We start from the raw sequence: 16,049 nt of genomic DNA, 5'->3' as shown, positions 1-16,049 counted from the left end.
TTAACGCACTATATCGATGAGTTCGAGCGCGGCGGCAGCCAGGGTTCGAGCAGCGTTAACAGCCGCTGCAGCGCCCCCTGATTCTGGTGCAGAACTTCCACCGCGTGGCGTCCATAGTAGCGGCGGTAATCTTCATCCGCGAGCAAATTTCCCACTTCGCGCACCAGTGCGGTTTCATCGGCGACGGTAATCAGCCCGTCAGCCTGTTCCAGCTTATGGCAGATATCCTTAAAATTAAACACATGCGGACCCATCAGTACCGGAATTGCGTGGGCAGCGGCTTCCAGCGGGTTATGCCCGCCGCGTTCGACCAGACTGCCGCCGACAAACGCCAGATCGGCGATACCGTACAGCAGCATCAGTTCGCCCATGGTATCGCCAATCACCACCTGCGTGCTGGCCGATGGAATCTCACCGCTGCTGCGTAGCGTGTAGCTGAGCCCTGCATTTCGCGCCAGCTCTTCTGCCGTGGCGAAACGTTCGGGATGGCGCGGCACCAGAATCAACAACAGCTGCGGAAACTGCGTCAGCAACTGACGGTGGGCAGCCAGAATAATACTTTCTTCCCCTTCGTGCGTGCTGGTCGCGATCCACACTGGCCGTTTCGAGGCCCACTGACGGCGTAGCGCCACCGCCCGGGCTGCCAGCTCCGGCGTGACGGAAATATCAAATTTGAGGCTGCCTGTGACCGTCAGGTTGGCGCGTTTCAGGCCCAGGTCAATAAACCGTTCGCCGTCTTCCTGATTTTGCACCGCCACCAACGTGATCTGGCGTAAAATGCGGCGAATAAAGCCGCCCAGCTTCTTATAACCCGCAGCCGAACGGGCGGAAAGGCGGGCATTGGCGATAATCAACGGGATATTGCGCTGATGCAGCGCGGTGATCAGGTTCGGCCACAGCTCGGTTTCCATAATGATCACCACGCGCGGCTGGATGCGGTTCAGAAAACGGCGCAGCGAGCAGGGCAGATCGTACGGCAGGTAAAGGTGGTGCACGTCATTACCAAAGGCAGAGCGTACTCGTTCGGAACCTGTCGGCGTCATCGTGGTTACGGTAATCGGCAGGGTTGGGTAACGATGGCGCAGCGCCCTGACCAGCGGAATGGCCGCCAGCGTCTCTCCAACGGAGACCGAATGCAGCATAATGCCGTTCGGTTTCACTTTCGCTTTGCTAAAACCATAGCGCTCAGCCCACCGCTGGCGGTACGCAGGTGCCTTACGGCCACGGAGCCACAGACGGATCCAAATCAGTGGCTGGATAAGATACAGGAGTACGGTGTAGAGGGCTTGCAGCATGGAGTGTACTATTCTGGTTAATTTTAGGGACGATTTTATAGGGTTAATAAAGGTAAATCTATGTTTTTCCAGGTAGCTGCTGATATAGCCGCAGAGGCGGGGACTGGAATTTTTGTGCGCGATCGGTTAATAATGACTCAGCATTCAGTCGTTATTTTTATCGATGAACATCGCATGGAACGTAATAAATTTTACCCGTTTGACAGTTATGCTACAGTGTGGTGGTGAATCGTAGTCTATTCGTGATGTGAGCGCGAGTTCGACAGGAAATTAAAAAAGTATGAACAGACAGCAAGATAAAAAAATAAAAACAATAAAATTTAAAATAAAGGAAATGCTTTTTTTGGGGTTGTCTAAAGCAAAAAAAGAACCCCTGAATATGAAAAACGTAAAGAGTATAGGGGTGTTGTTGTTTAACGTTGGTCTTGGCGATGTTATTATCGCCACGGGAATGTTCCGTGAGTTGAATAAACGCGGTTATCAGGTGAGTGTGTTTATTGATGCTAAAACATCTTTTTTATTTGAAAGAAATAAATATATTGATAAAATAATTGTTGTACAGAGAAAAGGCATCATTGATAATCATAAAGAATTGTATTTTGATTTGCTTATTGATCTATACAGCCGGGTTGATGAGCATTTTAACATTCGCTATCTCAGTGTGATAAGAAAAATAAAACATCGTTATTGTATCGGTTTTGATGTTAAAAAAACAAAAATCTACAATGATAGCGTTATTCCCGATAGCAAAGACATCCATCTGACAGAGGCGTATGCCTGTCTGTTACGTTATATTGGTGTCCACGATGCAGATCTGTCATATGATATATATTTACCCGCGGAGGAAAAAGAGAAAGCAAAATTATTCTTAGCGCCGTTCACACATAACAAGATTGTAGTTTTTAATCCCTATGCATCAAACGATGTCAGGAGTTTTACCACCAGGCAAATTGATGAGCTGTTAAAGTTATTGCAGAAAAATGATGATGTTATCGTGATCATCATCGGTGAAAAGAACAAGATAAAAGATATTCAGCAGGGAGATCGCGTTATAAAGAATCCATTGGAATCGTTTTGGGGGGCGGCCGCGATGGTGGCGTATTCAGATATGGTTATATCGGTGGAAACCTCTATTGTACATTTAGCGAATGCGTTGGATAAACCGTTGGTCTCGGTCTATAGCTCGGAAAAGTTTGGCGGTTATGAGTCTAACTTTTTGTTCGCCCCGCACTATGATAAGGCGGTGCAGCTGATTGCGCCGAACGGTGCGGCAAAGAATATGGATATGCTAAAACTATTTTTCTATGTAAAACCTATAATAGAAAAAATAAAATCATAGGGTCGTGTTTTTTATTCCATTGATATAACGTTTATTGTTATGCGTCGGCGTTATTCCCGCTGAACAGTATACTGGATGACTTATTTTTTAGGCGACAACTTTTGTAATTTGTAGCGTAAGTAATAAATGAAGGACATAAGATATTTCCCTTCGGCGCGTAAGTCCTCAGCATAAGTTTTTAGAACATAACGATTACTGGTTTCTTTATCATATGTTTTTAACGTTATATCTTTGCAGGGTGAGGACAATAGATAGGCAAGATATGTTTTTTCATTTCTTACTTTGAACCATGGTTTAGGATTAGCGGCGAAGTGCGCAATAATTGTACCGTCTGGTATCTTATCCTTTGGCTGGGGCATGAAATTATACTTCACAGATAAATAATATACATTCCCTTTCATTAGAATATTTAATACATCCTGATCAGGCCAGGTGAATTTGCCATTGTTTTGTATAAGCATTGAGATGGCCTTTGCTGTCAGACTCTCATTTACCCATTTTTCTGTATTGATCAGCATAACGCCTGAATTGAAATATTTTTCATCTGGCGTGCCAAATAACATTGTACTATGACATTTAACGTCATTATCCTCGATACAGGCGGAGTAATAGTCAGATATATCCAGATCGATAAGGTCAGATAAACTATTTAGACACAAAGTGTCGCAGTCTATATATAATATTTTTTTCGTTGTCGTATATAAAACATCAGAAATAATTAGTCTCAAACAAGCAGATGAGAGTCTGATTTTATTTAAATACCAGTAATTATCTGTATGGGTATCAAGATCTTTTGTCAGTTCATTTATAAATGAGGTGCTTATGTCATAATTAAATAATGTGACATTATCATCTGATAGTCTCTTAAATCTATTTAATGATGTGTTTTTTACATTTAATGTAAATAAGTGAAAAACAAGATTGATATCCGTATTATTTTTAATAATCGAAAATGCTGTTATACAACCAGGTACGGAGTATTTATCGTCAAAACAAAGGGCTATATGTAGCGTATTTAATCCTTGTTTTTCATTTTTGCAAAGAACAGTTTTACTGGTGATGAATTTATTCATTTTTTATCCATGAAAATTACTGATGAAAAGCATCAATTAGTTGAAATATTATAATTTTGATAAAATATTTTCATAAATAATGGTTGAATCAAGATTTTTTGCAGCTTCATGTGGTGCTATTATCTGGATTGAATTTTTATGGTTCGGTGCATAGAAATCATCCCCCTGAAAACCATCAATAACTTCTGAACTGTATATAGAGACCAGGGGCTGATTAAATGCGCTAGCCAGGTGCACGATAGATGTATCAACTGAAACCACCAGATCAGATAATTTCACCACCGCTGCTGCATTCCAGAATGAATCTAAAGTACAGATTTCTGAATTACATGAGAGTTCTATATCACTGAGTTTCTTTTGTTCCCCAATGATAATAATGTGAACGTTATCTATTTTTTCGCATAATTTGAGTAATGTATTTATTTGAATGATAGTCAAACTTCTTCTATCGCATGAAGCAAATGGATTAAATGCGATTATTTTTTTGGTACTTAATTCAGATAGATATGTTTTCGTTTGTTCTATAAATTGCGTTGGAATAGTTAAATGATATCGTAAAGATGTTTTATTAATATCCAGCAGACTTAGCATTTTTTTATATGCGTGAGTAATGTGTGGATGTGCCTCATCAACTGTGAAAACAATATTATAAGGTTTTTCATAACGGACATTGAACCCTATGCAATATTTATGGCTAATTAATGAAATTATTTTTAGATATGAATATGTTAGATAATCCAGTCGACTGTAAAGGTCAATAATAAGATCGGTTCTGATAGTTTTGAGTTTTTTCAGATCTTCAATTTTTTCAAATAAGATGATCTCATCGACGCCTTCAACGCCTTCAAACATAAATGAGACTCTTTTATTAATTAAAACTCTGACCCGATAACCATTATCGTGTAGCGCTTTAAAAACTTCGCTGAGGAATATGACATCACCGAGACCTATACCGGTAAGTATAAATAATACATCATTTATTTTTTCTGGAGAAAAGGAATTGTTTGGTTTCTTACAGCGCATCAATAGCGTTTTTATTTTGATTTCTTTTTTTAATTTTTTTAATTTGTAATTTCTCTTTCTGTTTAGTTGCTTTATTTTATTTATTAATTCCATAGTGTTGTGCCTGTTACAATAATTGGGTTTTTAACCAAATTAATTAAAAAATGAAAGGTTCAGGTTGATCAAGAACGAGCGGTTATCTCTATTTTATTTTTTTTAATAAATAAAGGCAGTGAAAATAGAAAGAGTGTATTATTTTTTTTCGGTGGAACATATGCTTAGCACAGTATCTTAACTGATTTGCATCCTGAGGCTCTTGTAACGGTACCTCTTTCCAGGGTGAATGCAATTTCGCTTGCTGAAAGAATTGGGTACTGGGGTAATCCGCCCATGCATGCCAGGGCTTGGTTGGACCAATATAGTGAATAAATACAGTGTTATCATTAATCGGGTGAGGGTAGGTCTGGCCGAACTTGCACTTTAGCTCATAATTTATGCTGAACTGTGTGTTATATTTTTTATCGAGGAAAAGAATGTGTCCTGGCAGTAAAATGTTAAGGATATCCTGATCGGGATAAGATATTTTCCCTTTGCTCTGGTTATCCATCAGCATTTCCATCGTTTTTTGTGTGATGTTATGCTCGTGCCATTTTTTTAAGTTGATGAGCAGAAAGCCGGAGTTAAAATAGCCTTTTCCAATTGTCGGCGTCGCCAGTCTGCGCGCGCATTTCGCCCACCAGCCGCGTTCACCTTCGGCCACGGCTGCGATAATATAATCGCTGATATCCAAATCGATCAATTCCTGCAGTGATCCGTTGCAGGTGATATCTGAATCCAGATAAACAATCTTATCCAGTATTTTGCTAAAGTAATCGGTAATAATGAAGCGGAAATAGATGGCGTAAGACCAGTTCTTTGTACTGGGCAGCCGTTTTAGCCAGTCGCAGTTCACGATATAGAGCGTGATAGTCGTATTATATTGCTGAGCCAGCGCGCTGAATTTTTCCCGTTCGTCGGCTTCCAGCGTATCGGTGAACACGTGGAATGCCAGCTGTTGTCCTGGATTATTTACTAAAATCGAAGCGATGGAAATGGCGCAGCCAAACAGGAAATTCTTATCGGTGCCGAAAGAAATATTTAACGTCGCTGGCGTATCCGGCGTGGCGCTGAATGAAAATTCGATGGTTTCAGTGATAACATCGTTTTTATTAAAATACATAATGATCTCAACAATAAAGTCTCTCGTCGTACGGCAGGCAGACCAGACCGCTTAGCCCTGCCCTCTGGACTGTATGATCTTTTTGATTTCCTGGTAATAGGCGTCATCGTAAAAAGCCGCTATTGATGCCTGGATATCGCCGGCGGCAGGCAAGACTTTATGTTCCACGATGGACTGCAGAATGGCGCTCAGCGCCGAGGTATCGCCCGGCGGATAAAGTTCGCCGTTGATGCCCGACCGGATGATATCCGCCGGCCCGGACGGACAGTCGCTGCTGATGCAATAAACGCCATAGGACATGGCTTCGACCAGGACCATCCCGAATCCTTCAAATGATGAAGTTAATAGTAAGGCTGTAACAGCCTTAATTTCATTTTGCACATACTCCCACGGCTTCGCCTGCCAGCCGTGCCACCGGATGCGTTCATCAATACCCAGTTGCTCCGCATATTGCCGACACTGCGCAAGATCGGAACCGTCGCCGACCATATGCATGGTCCAGTTGCCCTTCAGCATAGCCAGCGTATCGAGCAGATCTTTCAGGCGCTTCTGGCCTTCAAACTTGATGCGTCCCACATAGATAAAGCTGGCGCCATGCTTATCATCGGGGCGGGGTATCACTCTGTCGCCCGGCGTTACCGGATTAAACACCACGGCGATCCGATCGGGCTCCACGCCGCGCGCGATGAGCTGTTGTCTGATGCCGGAGCTGATGGCCAGATGGTAATCTGCAGCCAGCACCTGCTGAGAATGCTTTTTATGATCGAGGGAGTAATGCACCCATGAGATTAGCGGAATCTTTTGTTTGCTGGCGTGAATCGCCCGTGCCGCCATATGGCAGGAAGGCGAATCAAACGCGATGATCACATCCGGACGGTTTTGTCGGATATAGCGCGACAGCGCGCAGATATGGCTCAGACGGCGCAGAAAAGATAGCCTAATCCGCGAATAATGGCGGATGGCGTTTTTACCCGATAGCCAGCTTTTATCCATCCGATCGTCGCGACAGAAAAAATACAGCATGTAGTCGTTCGGCGTGACGCGATCATCGGCCAGAAAGCCGGTCACTTTTTTAATTACGGTTTCGATACCGCCGAATCCGGATACGGCCTCACCAACAAACAGTATATTCATGGTCAGTTATAACGCCTTGCGCTCCGTTCTTCTGCGGATCTTTTCCGCCTTGATTAAGGCCTGGCGGAACAATCCGCGTTCATGTTCCAGCGTCGTGCGCAGCGGCCGGTTAAAATAAATCTTCAGGAACCAGAGCAAATCCCGCCTGGTCAGACCGATATCCAGCGACGAAAAATAGAGGCCGATTAAGTCTTTATCGCGCCAGCGTAGCGGAACGCGCCGGCGGATTTGCGAACGATGCAGATCGATGACCGAAATTTTCAGTGTCTCATCGTCCGGCGACCAGGGCTGATGCAGCAAAAAATGGCAAATGTAGCAGTCGCGGTGGTTCACGCCGCCCGCGTGCATGTCGCGCGCCATTTCCGCTACGCGGCGGATGATACGCCTCTTTTCCCGCAGTCCGGGCGGATGATCCGGCCAGCTGGCGCAGTAATCCTCCAGGCTGACGGCCGGATTGAGATCTTCCGTGATAATAAAAGAGTGACGGCGAAGCGGATTCACACCGCGCTGGCCGAATCCGACCCCGCGCATGGTGTCCACGCCCAGTTCGGACAAACGATGGATGGCATGCCATTCCCGGTCGGCGCCCAATACCGGCAGCCTGAGTGAAATCAGGTTTTTCAGGACCTCTTTCAGCGTGGTGCCGCGGTGTATTTTGATAAAATAAGATTGCCCGTCCAGAGTAAAACGCAGCGTTCTGCGGCTTTCCAGCGCGCGAAATACGTCGCCGTCGAGTTTATCCACTTCCACAAATGGATCTTTATCTTTCCATAACGAAGTGAATGGCTCTTTCAATTCAATCATTACTGCTCACCTGTGATCAGCCTGGCCGCCTGCTGCGGCAGGCTGTATAAATCTTCGCTGTCGGCGAAGCGCCGCGCGTTTTCCGCCCACCGGCGCAGCGTGTCCGGCTGGCTCAGCGCCTGCTGTAGCGCCTGGTCCAACACGGCCTGGCTAAAGGGCTCCGGGATGACCTGGCCGGCCTGCGCCTGACTAATATAAAAAGCGTAACCGCAGACTTCCGTTACCATAACCGGTAAACCCGCGGTGATGGCTTCCAGTAAGACGATGCCGGCGGCTTCCTGATGAGCGGGGTGGATAAGCAGATCGGCAGCGGCCATGAAATCGGCGATATCGCTGCGGCCGGCAAAGAAACGCACGCGCTCGCTGATGCCGAGCTGAGCCGCCAGGGCCTGATAGCGCGCCGGTTTATCCTGGCCGACAACCAGAAAAATTACGCGCCGGCGCAGCGCTTCGTCCAGGCCGGCAATCGCGCGGATGCTGCGCTCGACCCCTTTGCGGTTAAAGTCGGAACCTACCTGCAGCAGCACCAGACTGTCGGCTCCGATGTGCTGCTGGCAGCGAAAGTCGGCGCGTATTTGCGGCGAATGCGGGCCATATTTGCGGTCGGGCGCGATGCCGGGCGGCAGAATGAAAAAGCGCGCGTCCTGGGTATGATAGTGTTTTTTAAAGTCCGCGATCTGGCGCCGGGTCAGCATCAGCATTTTGGTGCGGCTGTCGGGGGTAAATACCGCGCGTTCGAAAGCCTCATAGTGTCGGTAGCGCGGCGTCAGCCGATAGAAAAAGCCTTTTTCCTGCGCTACTTTTTCCGCATAGCACACGTCCGCCGCGTAATAGAAATCCAGTCCCGGCATTTTATTAAAGCCGACGACTCGATCGACCGGGTGCTGCTGCAAATGTTGTCGCACCCAGCGCGTATAGCGCTGATTGCGCACGTGGTTGCTCAGGCCGGACGCCGGCACAATAATAATTTCTAAGTTATCCGGCCGCTCTCCCTGCCAGCTGAGCGTATAGACGCGGACATGATTTCCCTGGCTGGCGCATTCCTGCGCAATCCTGAAAAAGTCGCGCTGCAGTCCGCCGAAGGGGAAATACTTATACAGGCAAAACGCAAGATTCATTGGTTACTACCTTTTTACTGCGCCTGGCGCGCAGAGCTAAGCAACGCCTCAGCAGCCTGAATGACATCGCCGGCGGGAATACAGGACAAATATTTTTTATGCCGATCGAGATCCTGGCGTTCAGGCATCGCTTGATAATCGCCGGCCCAAATCAGCGTGCTGTTGTCGGATCGCGGGCGCCATTGTTTATGGTTGGTTGGGCCGAACAGGCATACCAGCGGCGTATTGAGCGCCGCGGCCATATGCATGGGCGCGGAGTCGACGCCGATATACAGCGCGGCCTTATCCAGCAGCGCCGCCAGCTCGGAGAAGCTGGTTTTGCCGGCCAGCGCAGTTTCCGGGCGCGGCGTACAGCGGCTGGCGATATCTTCTACGGTGTCCAGGTCGGCCTGGCCCGGGCCGCAGGTCAACACCACCTCCATGTCGCGTTGCTTAAAGTAATCAATCAGCCGGGCGAATTTGTCGTTATCCCAGCATTTAAACAGCTGGCGGGCAGTTGGCTGAATGACGATATAGGGCTGATTCAGCAATGCCGTCCGCGTGCTGAACACGCGCTGCGCATCTTCCGGCGTGTAATACAGCGACATGTGGTGAATAAACTTGTCCGCCGGCAGGTTAAGCGGCGCCAGCAGAGAGAGATTTTGATCGATCACGTGTTCGCCGCGCAAGGGAACGCACTGCGTGAACAGCGCCTGCCAGATATTCCGCTTCGGACCGTGCCTTTCCGCCGCAATGCTTCTGGCGCCTAATGATTTGATCAGTAACGCGATGGGCCACTGGTCGGCCAGATTGATAATCAGATCGTAGCGATTTTTCTTTAGCTGCGCGCGCAGCCGGATAAACTCTTTGGCTTTTTCCGGCAGGCTCGATTGTTTGCGCTGCAGGCCGTAGATGTAATGAATATCCGGGTTGCCGCACAGGATCGGCCGGGTGTCTTCATAGAGCAGAATATCGATGCCGGCTGCCGGATAACAGGCTTTAAGCGTACTGATCAGCGGTGTGGTAAGAAGCATATCGCCGTGAAACCTGAGCTTTACCACTAAAATCCGCTGGCAGGGTGTGACATTCGGACTCACATGTTTTCCTTAATGACGGTGATACAAGACTGACTGGCGCGCCGGGGGCTTGCGGCCTGAGCGGGTGATGAGGCCGCTTGCGGATAAATCCGCGCGGCCGACCACGCTACCGCCCCTGGCTCTGCAGCTACCAGTCAACTGAGGGAAATATCGCCTTCATCTTGCCGGCAGCAGGTTGGCTGGCGCGCTGGGTTCCGTTCGCCAGGCGCCTTCCCGGGTTCTGGCGCGTATTGCGCTGCGTAATCAGGCCGCGCGCCATTTGCCAGGCGCCATTTTTACCCCGCCATGGTACTAAAACCTGGCGGGCTCTCACAGCGATAAATTGCCCGTCTCACGCGCCGTATCGGGTCGTGGCGTCAGCCAGCGGCCGGTCAGCGTGGTGCCGAGACAAAAGGTGAGCAGCCAGGCGATTAACATATCGCGCGAATAGAGGATGACGTCGCTCAGGCCATACATGATCAGGGCGAAAATTATCGCCGCCAGCAGATGGCTGCGCAGGATAAATACGGTGAAATAGATCAGCGATGCGTAGAACGCACTCAGCAGTAATACGCCGGGCCAGCCTTTGAGCGAGAACGAATCGATGACTTCATTATGTAAGTGAACATTTACAAACTCTGCCGCCCCGGCCATCACCGGCTCCTGTTTCGCCAGTTGTTTAACGAAATTCGCCCGCTGCCCGGCCGATTGGCCCAGCGGCGCATATTCTCCGGCCAGTAAGCCGGCCTGATACATCGCCAGCCGCGCGCCAACCGATGTTTTACTGTTATTCATGCTGTAATTGCGTATATCGTTGATCAGATCGTTGGTACGTTTGTGAATGATATTGTGGAACAGCAGCGAGCACAGCAGCAGAGCGGTTATCGATCCAACAAAGGCTTTAATCAACAGTTTCTTATTGTGCCTGACTTCCGAAAGTAAAATCATCACGCCGACGATGGGATAGACGAAGATCGCCGCCCGCGTTTCGGTCAGAATAATGGCGGTGGTGACCAGCAGGAAATGAGCCAGATAGAGCAGCAGTTTCCAGTGCGACGAAAGTTTCAATATGGCCTGCGCGCTCAGCGCGCCGATGAAGGTCATAAAATAGGCGGCGCTGGTCGGCTGGCCGAAGATGAGTCCGACGCGTTGAACGCCCGGCTGCTGTGACTGATAAAACGCCCAGGCCAGGGTAAGGGCGCAGACGGACAGGATGGATGGGATCAGGTAGCGCGGCGGTTCCGGCGGATGGTGCAGGACAACCAGCAAAATAAAGGCGCCGCAGATGGCGGCGTGCCCGGCGGATAGGCAGGCGTTGTAAACGCTGATGTACGGACTCTCCGGCTGATAGTAAAGATGATACCAGACCAGGTTGAGCAACCCGATGAGCAACAGGCAGAGCGGGAGCGTCAGTAAACGCCTGGCGCCAGTCAGCATGGGCAGATTGCCCAGCGTGTACAGCGCCGCGACGGCGCTGGCGGCATAGAACGCCCAGCCGGCAACGACGGTGCTGAACGGCATAATGACGAGTATCAGTAAACAAGCGGGGAACAGCGTTTTGTGCAGTACAATGGAAACGGCGCCCGGATATTTATCCAGGCCATACCTTAAATAATTGAGCATGCGTTATTTATTTCAGAATAATAGGGAAACAGTATGGTTTATCCTGCGGGCAAGCGTCTGGTCCGTCAGGACGACCTGGATTAAGAGCCCATCCCATCAGGATTATTTAACTTGCCGTTTTGGCCCTGAACGGCGCCCGCATAAAGACTATTGCGCTTTTAACGCCGCAGGGCGATCGTAACGAACATCTGCATACTGTCTGCGCGCTCGCCGCGTTCAGCCGCCGGAACGGACTCTAGGGCGGGTTTTCAGATCCGGGCAGGTAATTATCTGTCAGTCGGTTCTTGCTTTAAGCTTATCACCCTCTCCAGTTTTTGCTGGATCATCGCGGCGGTAATCGTGCTCATCTGATGATTTTCAGACAGTTCCACGTGCTGACGATTGCCGTATCCGCCGATCAGGCCCGGATCCGTCGGGCCGTACAGGGTGATATTGGGGCGATCGAGCGCAGCCGTCAGATGACTTAACCCGGTATCGACCGACACCACGGCCTGGGCGGCCGCCAGCACCTGGGCAACCTGATACAGACTAAGCTTCGGCAAGACTTCAACGTGTGCGAAACCTTGCGCCAGACGTTCCGCGCGCAGCCGCTCGTGTTCCGCGCCCCACGGCAGCTTGATGGTTATGCCGGTCGGCTGCAGCAGGCGAATTAGCTCGCGCCAATGCGTTTCCGGCCAGTGCTTGTCCGCGCGGGTAGTGGCGTGCAAAAAGACCAGATACGGGGCGCCGCCCGCCTGAGCCGGAAAGTGTTGCGCAATAGCGTAGTCGCCCCGGCCGGTCGGGCGCGGGTAATTCAGGCTTTTGGCGAACAGTTCGCGGATGCGCTCGACCGCATGTTGCTGACGACAGACCGCGTGGCGATGGCGATAGAACAGGCTGGCGACGGGCTCGCGCGCGCTGCGCCAGTCCAGACCGTGCTTCTCGCCTCTGGCCAGCCGGGTCACCAGCAGCGCGCTTTTAATTAACCCCTGCGCATCGATGATGGCGTCATACCTTCGTTCGCGCAGGGCGAGTCGGAAACGAGCGCGCTCTGCGCGTATCGACGCGCTGAACCAGCTTTTACGCCAGCGCCGCAGCGCGACCGGAATGACCCGATCGATGCCGGCATGCCAGGAGGGGATCTGCGCGAAACCTTCTTCCACCACCCAGTCGAAGCGAACGCCGGGCAGCGCCTGCATGGCGTCGGTCAACGCCGGCAAGGTGTGCAGTACGTCGCCCATTGATGAGGTTTTAACGATCAACACCCTCATGCGGTTTCCGCTCCCTGCGCAGGCAGGTAGCGCATCAGCGCGCTAAGCACCGCGTCGGGCTGAATATCGATCAGGCTCTGATGATAACCCTGCTCCGCATCGCCTTTGCGCACCCGGTGGTAGCCGCTGATCAGCCTGATCACCTGCGCCTGATGGGACAGCGGCGGCGTGAAATCCGGGCTGCTGGGGCCGTACAGCGCCACCAGCGGCCGGTTGAGCGCGGCGGCGACGTGCATCAGGCCCGAGTCGTTGCTGACCACCGCCCGGCAGGCGGCGAGCACCACCACCGCCTGATCCAGCGAGGTCTGGCCGGTCAGGTTAATGCAGTCGGGCCGGGCGGTCGACGGCAGCGCCTGGCGGATGTCGTCGCCCGCCTGGCGATCGCTGGCGGAACCGAACAGCAGGACGCGGTAACCGCGGGCAATCAGTTGGTCGGCCAGCGCGGCATAGTGATAATGCGGCCAGCGCTTCGCCGGGCCGAACTCCGCGCCCGGGCAGAAGCCAATCATCGGCCGATCGTCAGACAGGTCAAACGTCGCCAGCGCGCTGGCGATCTCTTCGGCTTCCACCCGCAGCTGGGGCCAGAGCAACGGCTGCGGCAAATCGGCCGCGCGCGGAATGCGGCCGCGATCGTAGGCCAACGCGACGTAGCGTTCGACCATCAGAGGGAAAGCGGCCTTATCCAGCGTTCGCAGGTCGTTGAGCAGACCATAGCGCATTTCGCCGCGCCAGCCGGTGCGCACCGGCACGCGGGCGAAGAACGGGACCAGCGCGGATTTAAAAGAGTTGGGCAGCGTCAGCGCGCGATCGTAATGGTTGTCGCGCAGAGCGACGCCGAGACGACGCCGCTCGCCCAATTCCAGCGCGCCGTGGCCGAGCGGCATGGCCAGCGCTTCATTGACTTCCGGCATGCGCGCCAGCAACGGGCGACACCAGGCGGGCGCCATCACGTCAATGGCGGCCTGTGGGTATTCCGCTTTCAGCGTACGATACAGGCTGTGCGACATCATCATGTCGCCTACCCAGGAAGGCCCGATGACCAGTATTTTCATGACCGAATCCTTGCGTCAGCCGCGTTTATTGCGGACGATTCAGCCAGGCCATGTAATCGCTTACCCCTTCGGCCACCGTTTTGAACGGCTTGTCATAACCGGCCGCGCGCAGTTTGCCGAGATCGGCCTGTGTATAGGCTTGATAGCGCCCCTTCAGATTTTCCGGGAAAGGAATATATTCCACGCTGCCGGTTTTATGGAAATCCAGCACCGCATCGGCGACGGCCTGGAACGATTCCGCGCGGCCCGTGCCGCAGTTGAAAATACCCGAGCCGCCATTCTGCCAGAACCACAGGTTAACCGCCGCCACATCGCCGACATAGACGAAATCGCGCTTGAAGTTTTCGCTGCCGCTAAACAGTCTGGCGTTTTCGCCCTGTTTAATCTGGTTGTTGAGGTGGAAAGCCACGCTGGCCATGCTGCCTTTGTGTCCTTCGCGCGGCCCGTAGACGTTAAAGTAGCGGAAACCGCAAATCTGCGAGTCGGCCTGCGGTAAAATTTCACGCACATACTGATCGAACAGGAATTTTGAGTAACCGTATACGTTTAACGGCTGTTCGTACTGGCGTTCTTCCACAAAATGGTCGTTACGCCCGCCGTAGGTGGCGGCCGAAGAGGCGTAAAGAAACGGAATGCTGCGGTCAAGGCAATAGTGCAGCAGCTCTTTGGAATACTGATAGTTGTTGTCCATCATATACTTGCCGTCCCACACGGTGGTGGAAGAGCAGGCGCCCTGATGGAAGACGGCGTCGATATCGCCCAGATCGTCGCCCGCAACGATACTGGCGATGAAATCTTCTTTATCCATGTAATCGGTGATATCAAGATCCACCAGATTGACGAATTTTGTGCCGTCTTTCAGGTTGTCGACCACCAGGATGTCGCGATAGCCGATGTCATTCAGAGATTTTACAATATTGCTGCCGATAAAACCGGCGCCGCCAGTGACGATAATCATGGGAGCTACCTTGTTAAACTTGCCGGTGAAGCACCACGCTCCACGCATTGTTCTGACGCTATCATAGCATTTCATTCCGTCACAGGCAGCACGGCGTTTGGCGAAACCCTAGGTTCTGTGGAGGCGACTCGCATTTATTATCGTGAGGGCGGCGGCGATCCCGGTCGCCTTTTGCGCTCTGGCCGTGCCGCGGGCGGCGCGATTGCCTGTCGGCGGAATCCTGCGGGCGCCGGCTTAGTCCAGCCAGGTATGCCAGCGCCGCTTAATGTAGGCGACGACCGCGCTCTCTTTAACGGCGTCGCCGATTAACGCGATAAATTTATTTTCCGTCGCCGGCGCCGTCGGCAGTTTAATCCGGCACTGCGCTACGCCGCGGAACGGATTGATCGGTTTAACCGGTCGGGCGTCCGGCGGCGGGGCGATATCGCTGTACTGCGCGGGCTCGTTGAGCAACTGGCTGGGGCGCACCAGCACGATATCGGCGTCCAGCGTCGGCAGCATCTGTTGCAGGACGCGGATGGTGGTCGGATGCGGGTGACCGATGGCGATAGCGGAGCCGTTGCGGCGCGCCAACTGGACGGCGCGGTTAAACTGATTGCGGATGTCGTTCTCATTCTGGCTGTCGTCGAGAAAGACTCTGCGTTTGATGACTTTGACCCCGGTGCCGGCGGCGGCGCGCGCGGCCTGACTGCTGCCGATCGTCATGCTGTCGAGAAAATAGAGCTGATAGCCGTTCAGCGCCTGCATCACTTTTTGCATCCCCGCCAGGCTGGAGGTCATGGCGCTGCCCATGTGATTATTCATGCCCGCGGCCCAGGGCACATTATTCACCGCCTGCTGAATAATGCGCTGAATCTCTTCGCTGCTCATATCCGGGCGCAGCGTATCGCGCTCCAGCGGCTGTTTGCTGAGCGGCGCCATCGGCAGATGGATCAATATCTCGCGGCCCTGGCGGTGGGCTTTGGTCGCTATTTCCCGCGCGTGCGGGGCGTTCGGCAGGATTGCCACCGAAACCGCCGTTGGCATCGCCAGCACCTGGTCTTCATTATGGGGACGATAGCCGAAGTCATCGATGACGATCGACAGTTTGCCCGCCAGCAGCGGCGTGCTGACCAGCATCAGGGCGC

At 51.7% G+C, this 16,049-nt stretch carries 14 protein-coding genes; 1 reads left to right on the top strand and 13 read right to left on the bottom strand.

What is annotated here, in order from left to right:
• Window positions 1-8: 8 nt before the first annotated feature.
• Window positions 9-1,295, bottom strand: a complete 1,287-nt coding sequence (gene waaA / locus FJU30_RS18900; RefSeq protein ID WP_150436536.1) for a lipid IV(A) 3-deoxy-D-manno-octulosonic acid transferase — start codon at window positions 1,293-1,295, stop codon at window positions 9-11.
• Between the two features lie 280 nt (window positions 1,296-1,575).
• Here waaA and FJU30_RS18895 point away from each other — a divergent pair, with 280 nt between their 5' ends.
• Complete coding sequence (locus FJU30_RS18895) at window positions 1,576-2,634, top strand: glycosyltransferase family 9 protein (RefSeq protein WP_150436535.1); 1,059 nt, start codon at window positions 1,576-1,578, stop codon at window positions 2,632-2,634.
• 80 nt (window positions 2,635-2,714) lie between these two features.
• Here FJU30_RS18895 and FJU30_RS18890 read toward each other — a convergent pair whose 3' ends face one another.
• The 12 genes from FJU30_RS18890 to FJU30_RS18835 all read right to left on the bottom strand — a co-directional run bounded on the left by FJU30_RS18890 (window position 2,715) and on the right by FJU30_RS18835 (window position 16,041).
• On the bottom strand, window positions 2,715-3,707 hold the full coding sequence (locus FJU30_RS18890) for a glycosyltransferase family 8 protein (protein WP_150436534.1): 993 nt from the start codon (window positions 3,705-3,707) through the stop codon (window positions 2,715-2,717).
• A gap of 48 nt (window positions 3,708-3,755) precedes the next feature.
• A complete protein-coding gene (locus FJU30_RS18885; protein WP_150436533.1) occupies window positions 3,756-4,823 on the bottom strand; it encodes a glycosyltransferase family 9 protein in 1,068 nt (355 codons plus the stop codon).
• Window positions 4,824-4,911: 88 nt separating this feature from the next.
• Window positions 4,912-5,928, bottom strand: a complete 1,017-nt coding sequence (gene waaO / locus FJU30_RS18880; RefSeq protein WP_150436532.1) for a lipopolysaccharide 3-alpha-galactosyltransferase — start codon at window positions 5,926-5,928, stop codon at window positions 4,912-4,914.
• A gap of 51 nt (window positions 5,929-5,979) precedes the next feature.
• The gene (waaB, locus tag FJU30_RS18875; protein ID WP_150436531.1) at window positions 5,980-7,062 is read right to left on the bottom strand and encodes a lipopolysaccharide 1,6-galactosyltransferase; all 1,083 of its coding nucleotides are present in this window, start codon (window positions 7,060-7,062) and stop codon (window positions 5,980-5,982) included.
• 6 nt (window positions 7,063-7,068) lie between these two features.
• Window positions 7,069-7,866: a lipopolysaccharide core heptose(I) kinase RfaP gene (gene rfaP, locus FJU30_RS18870; protein WP_150436530.1), complete on the bottom strand. Its 798-nt coding sequence runs from the start codon at window positions 7,864-7,866 to the stop codon at window positions 7,069-7,071.
• Entirely contained in the window at window positions 7,866-8,984 is a 1,119-nt protein-coding gene (locus tag FJU30_RS18865; protein ID WP_150436529.1) for a glycosyltransferase family 4 protein, read from the bottom strand. The genes rfaP and FJU30_RS18865 overlap by 1 nt, the downstream gene beginning before the upstream one ends.
• Before the next feature lie 14 nt (window positions 8,985-8,998).
• Window positions 8,999-10,060 (bottom strand): lipopolysaccharide core heptosyltransferase RfaQ, encoded by a 1,062-nt coding sequence (rfaQ, locus tag FJU30_RS18860; RefSeq protein WP_223881639.1) that lies wholly within the window; start codon window positions 10,058-10,060, stop codon window positions 8,999-9,001.
• Between the two features lie 309 nt (window positions 10,061-10,369).
• Window positions 10,370-11,662: an O-antigen ligase family protein gene (locus FJU30_RS18855; RefSeq protein ID WP_150436527.1), complete on the bottom strand. Its 1,293-nt coding sequence runs from the start codon at window positions 11,660-11,662 to the stop codon at window positions 10,370-10,372.
• Between the two features lie 266 nt (window positions 11,663-11,928).
• Window positions 11,929-12,912: a lipopolysaccharide heptosyltransferase RfaC gene (rfaC, locus tag FJU30_RS18850; RefSeq protein ID WP_150436526.1), complete on the bottom strand. Its 984-nt coding sequence runs from the start codon at window positions 12,910-12,912 to the stop codon at window positions 11,929-11,931.
• Window positions 12,909-13,964, bottom strand: a complete 1,056-nt coding sequence (gene rfaF / locus FJU30_RS18845) for an ADP-heptose--LPS heptosyltransferase RfaF (RefSeq protein WP_150436525.1) — start codon at window positions 13,962-13,964, stop codon at window positions 12,909-12,911. Before rfaF ends, rfaC begins: the two co-directional genes overlap by 4 nt.
• A gap of 25 nt (window positions 13,965-13,989) precedes the next feature.
• Window positions 13,990-14,922, bottom strand: a complete 933-nt coding sequence (rfaD, locus tag FJU30_RS18840; RefSeq protein WP_150436524.1) for an ADP-glyceromanno-heptose 6-epimerase — start codon at window positions 14,920-14,922, stop codon at window positions 13,990-13,992.
• Window positions 14,923-15,156: 234 nt separating this feature from the next.
• The gene (locus FJU30_RS18835) at window positions 15,157-16,041 is read right to left on the bottom strand and encodes a divergent polysaccharide deacetylase family protein (protein ID WP_223881645.1); all 885 of its coding nucleotides are present in this window, start codon (window positions 16,039-16,041) and stop codon (window positions 15,157-15,159) included.
• Between the last annotated feature and the right edge of the window lie 8 nt (window positions 16,042-16,049).

The organism is Affinibrenneria salicis, from assembly GCF_008710095.1.
Note: the sequence above shows the minus strand (reverse complement) of the source record. Positions and strands in the feature narration are given on the sequence as shown.

What these genes read in the sequence shown, in the direction of transcription:
- FJU30_RS18895 (WP_150436535.1), top strand. Translation starts at nt 1,576, where the DNA reads ATGAACAGACAGCAAGATAAAAAAATAAAAACAATAAAATTTAAAATA.
- rfaF (WP_150436525.1), bottom strand. Translation starts at nt 13,964, where the DNA reads ATGAAAATACTGGTCATCGGGCCTTCCTGGGTAGGCGACATGATGATG.
- waaA (WP_150436536.1), bottom strand. Translation starts at nt 1,295, where the DNA reads ATGCTGCAAGCCCTCTACACCGTACTCCTGTATCTTATCCAGCCACTG.
- FJU30_RS18890 (WP_150436534.1), bottom strand. Translation starts at nt 3,707, where the DNA reads ATGAATAAATTCATCACCAGTAAAACTGTTCTTTGCAAAAATGAAAAA.
- rfaD (WP_150436524.1), bottom strand. Translation starts at nt 14,922, where the DNA reads ATGATTATCGTCACTGGCGGCGCCGGTTTTATCGGCAGCAATATTGTA.
- waaB (WP_150436531.1), bottom strand. Translation starts at nt 7,062, where the DNA reads ATGAATATACTGTTTGTTGGTGAGGCCGTATCCGGATTCGGCGGTATC.
- rfaC (WP_150436526.1), bottom strand. Translation starts at nt 12,912, where the DNA reads ATGAGGGTGTTGATCGTTAAAACCTCATCAATGGGCGACGTACTGCAC.
- rfaP (WP_150436530.1), bottom strand. Translation starts at nt 7,866, where the DNA reads ATGATTGAATTGAAAGAGCCATTCACTTCGTTATGGAAAGATAAAGAT.
- FJU30_RS18865 (WP_150436529.1), bottom strand. Translation starts at nt 8,984, where the DNA reads ATGAATCTTGCGTTTTGCCTGTATAAGTATTTCCCCTTCGGCGGACTG.
- FJU30_RS18885 (WP_150436533.1), bottom strand. Translation starts at nt 4,823, where the DNA reads ATGGAATTAATAAATAAAATAAAGCAACTAAACAGAAAGAGAAATTAC.
- waaO (WP_150436532.1), bottom strand. Translation starts at nt 5,928, where the DNA reads ATGTATTTTAATAAAAACGATGTTATCACTGAAACCATCGAATTTTCA.
- FJU30_RS18855 (WP_150436527.1), bottom strand. Translation starts at nt 11,662, where the DNA reads ATGCTCAATTATTTAAGGTATGGCCTGGATAAATATCCGGGCGCCGTT.
- FJU30_RS18835 (WP_223881645.1), bottom strand. Translation starts at nt 16,041, where the DNA reads ATGCTGGTCAGCACGCCGCTGCTGGCGGGCAAACTGTCGATCGTCATC.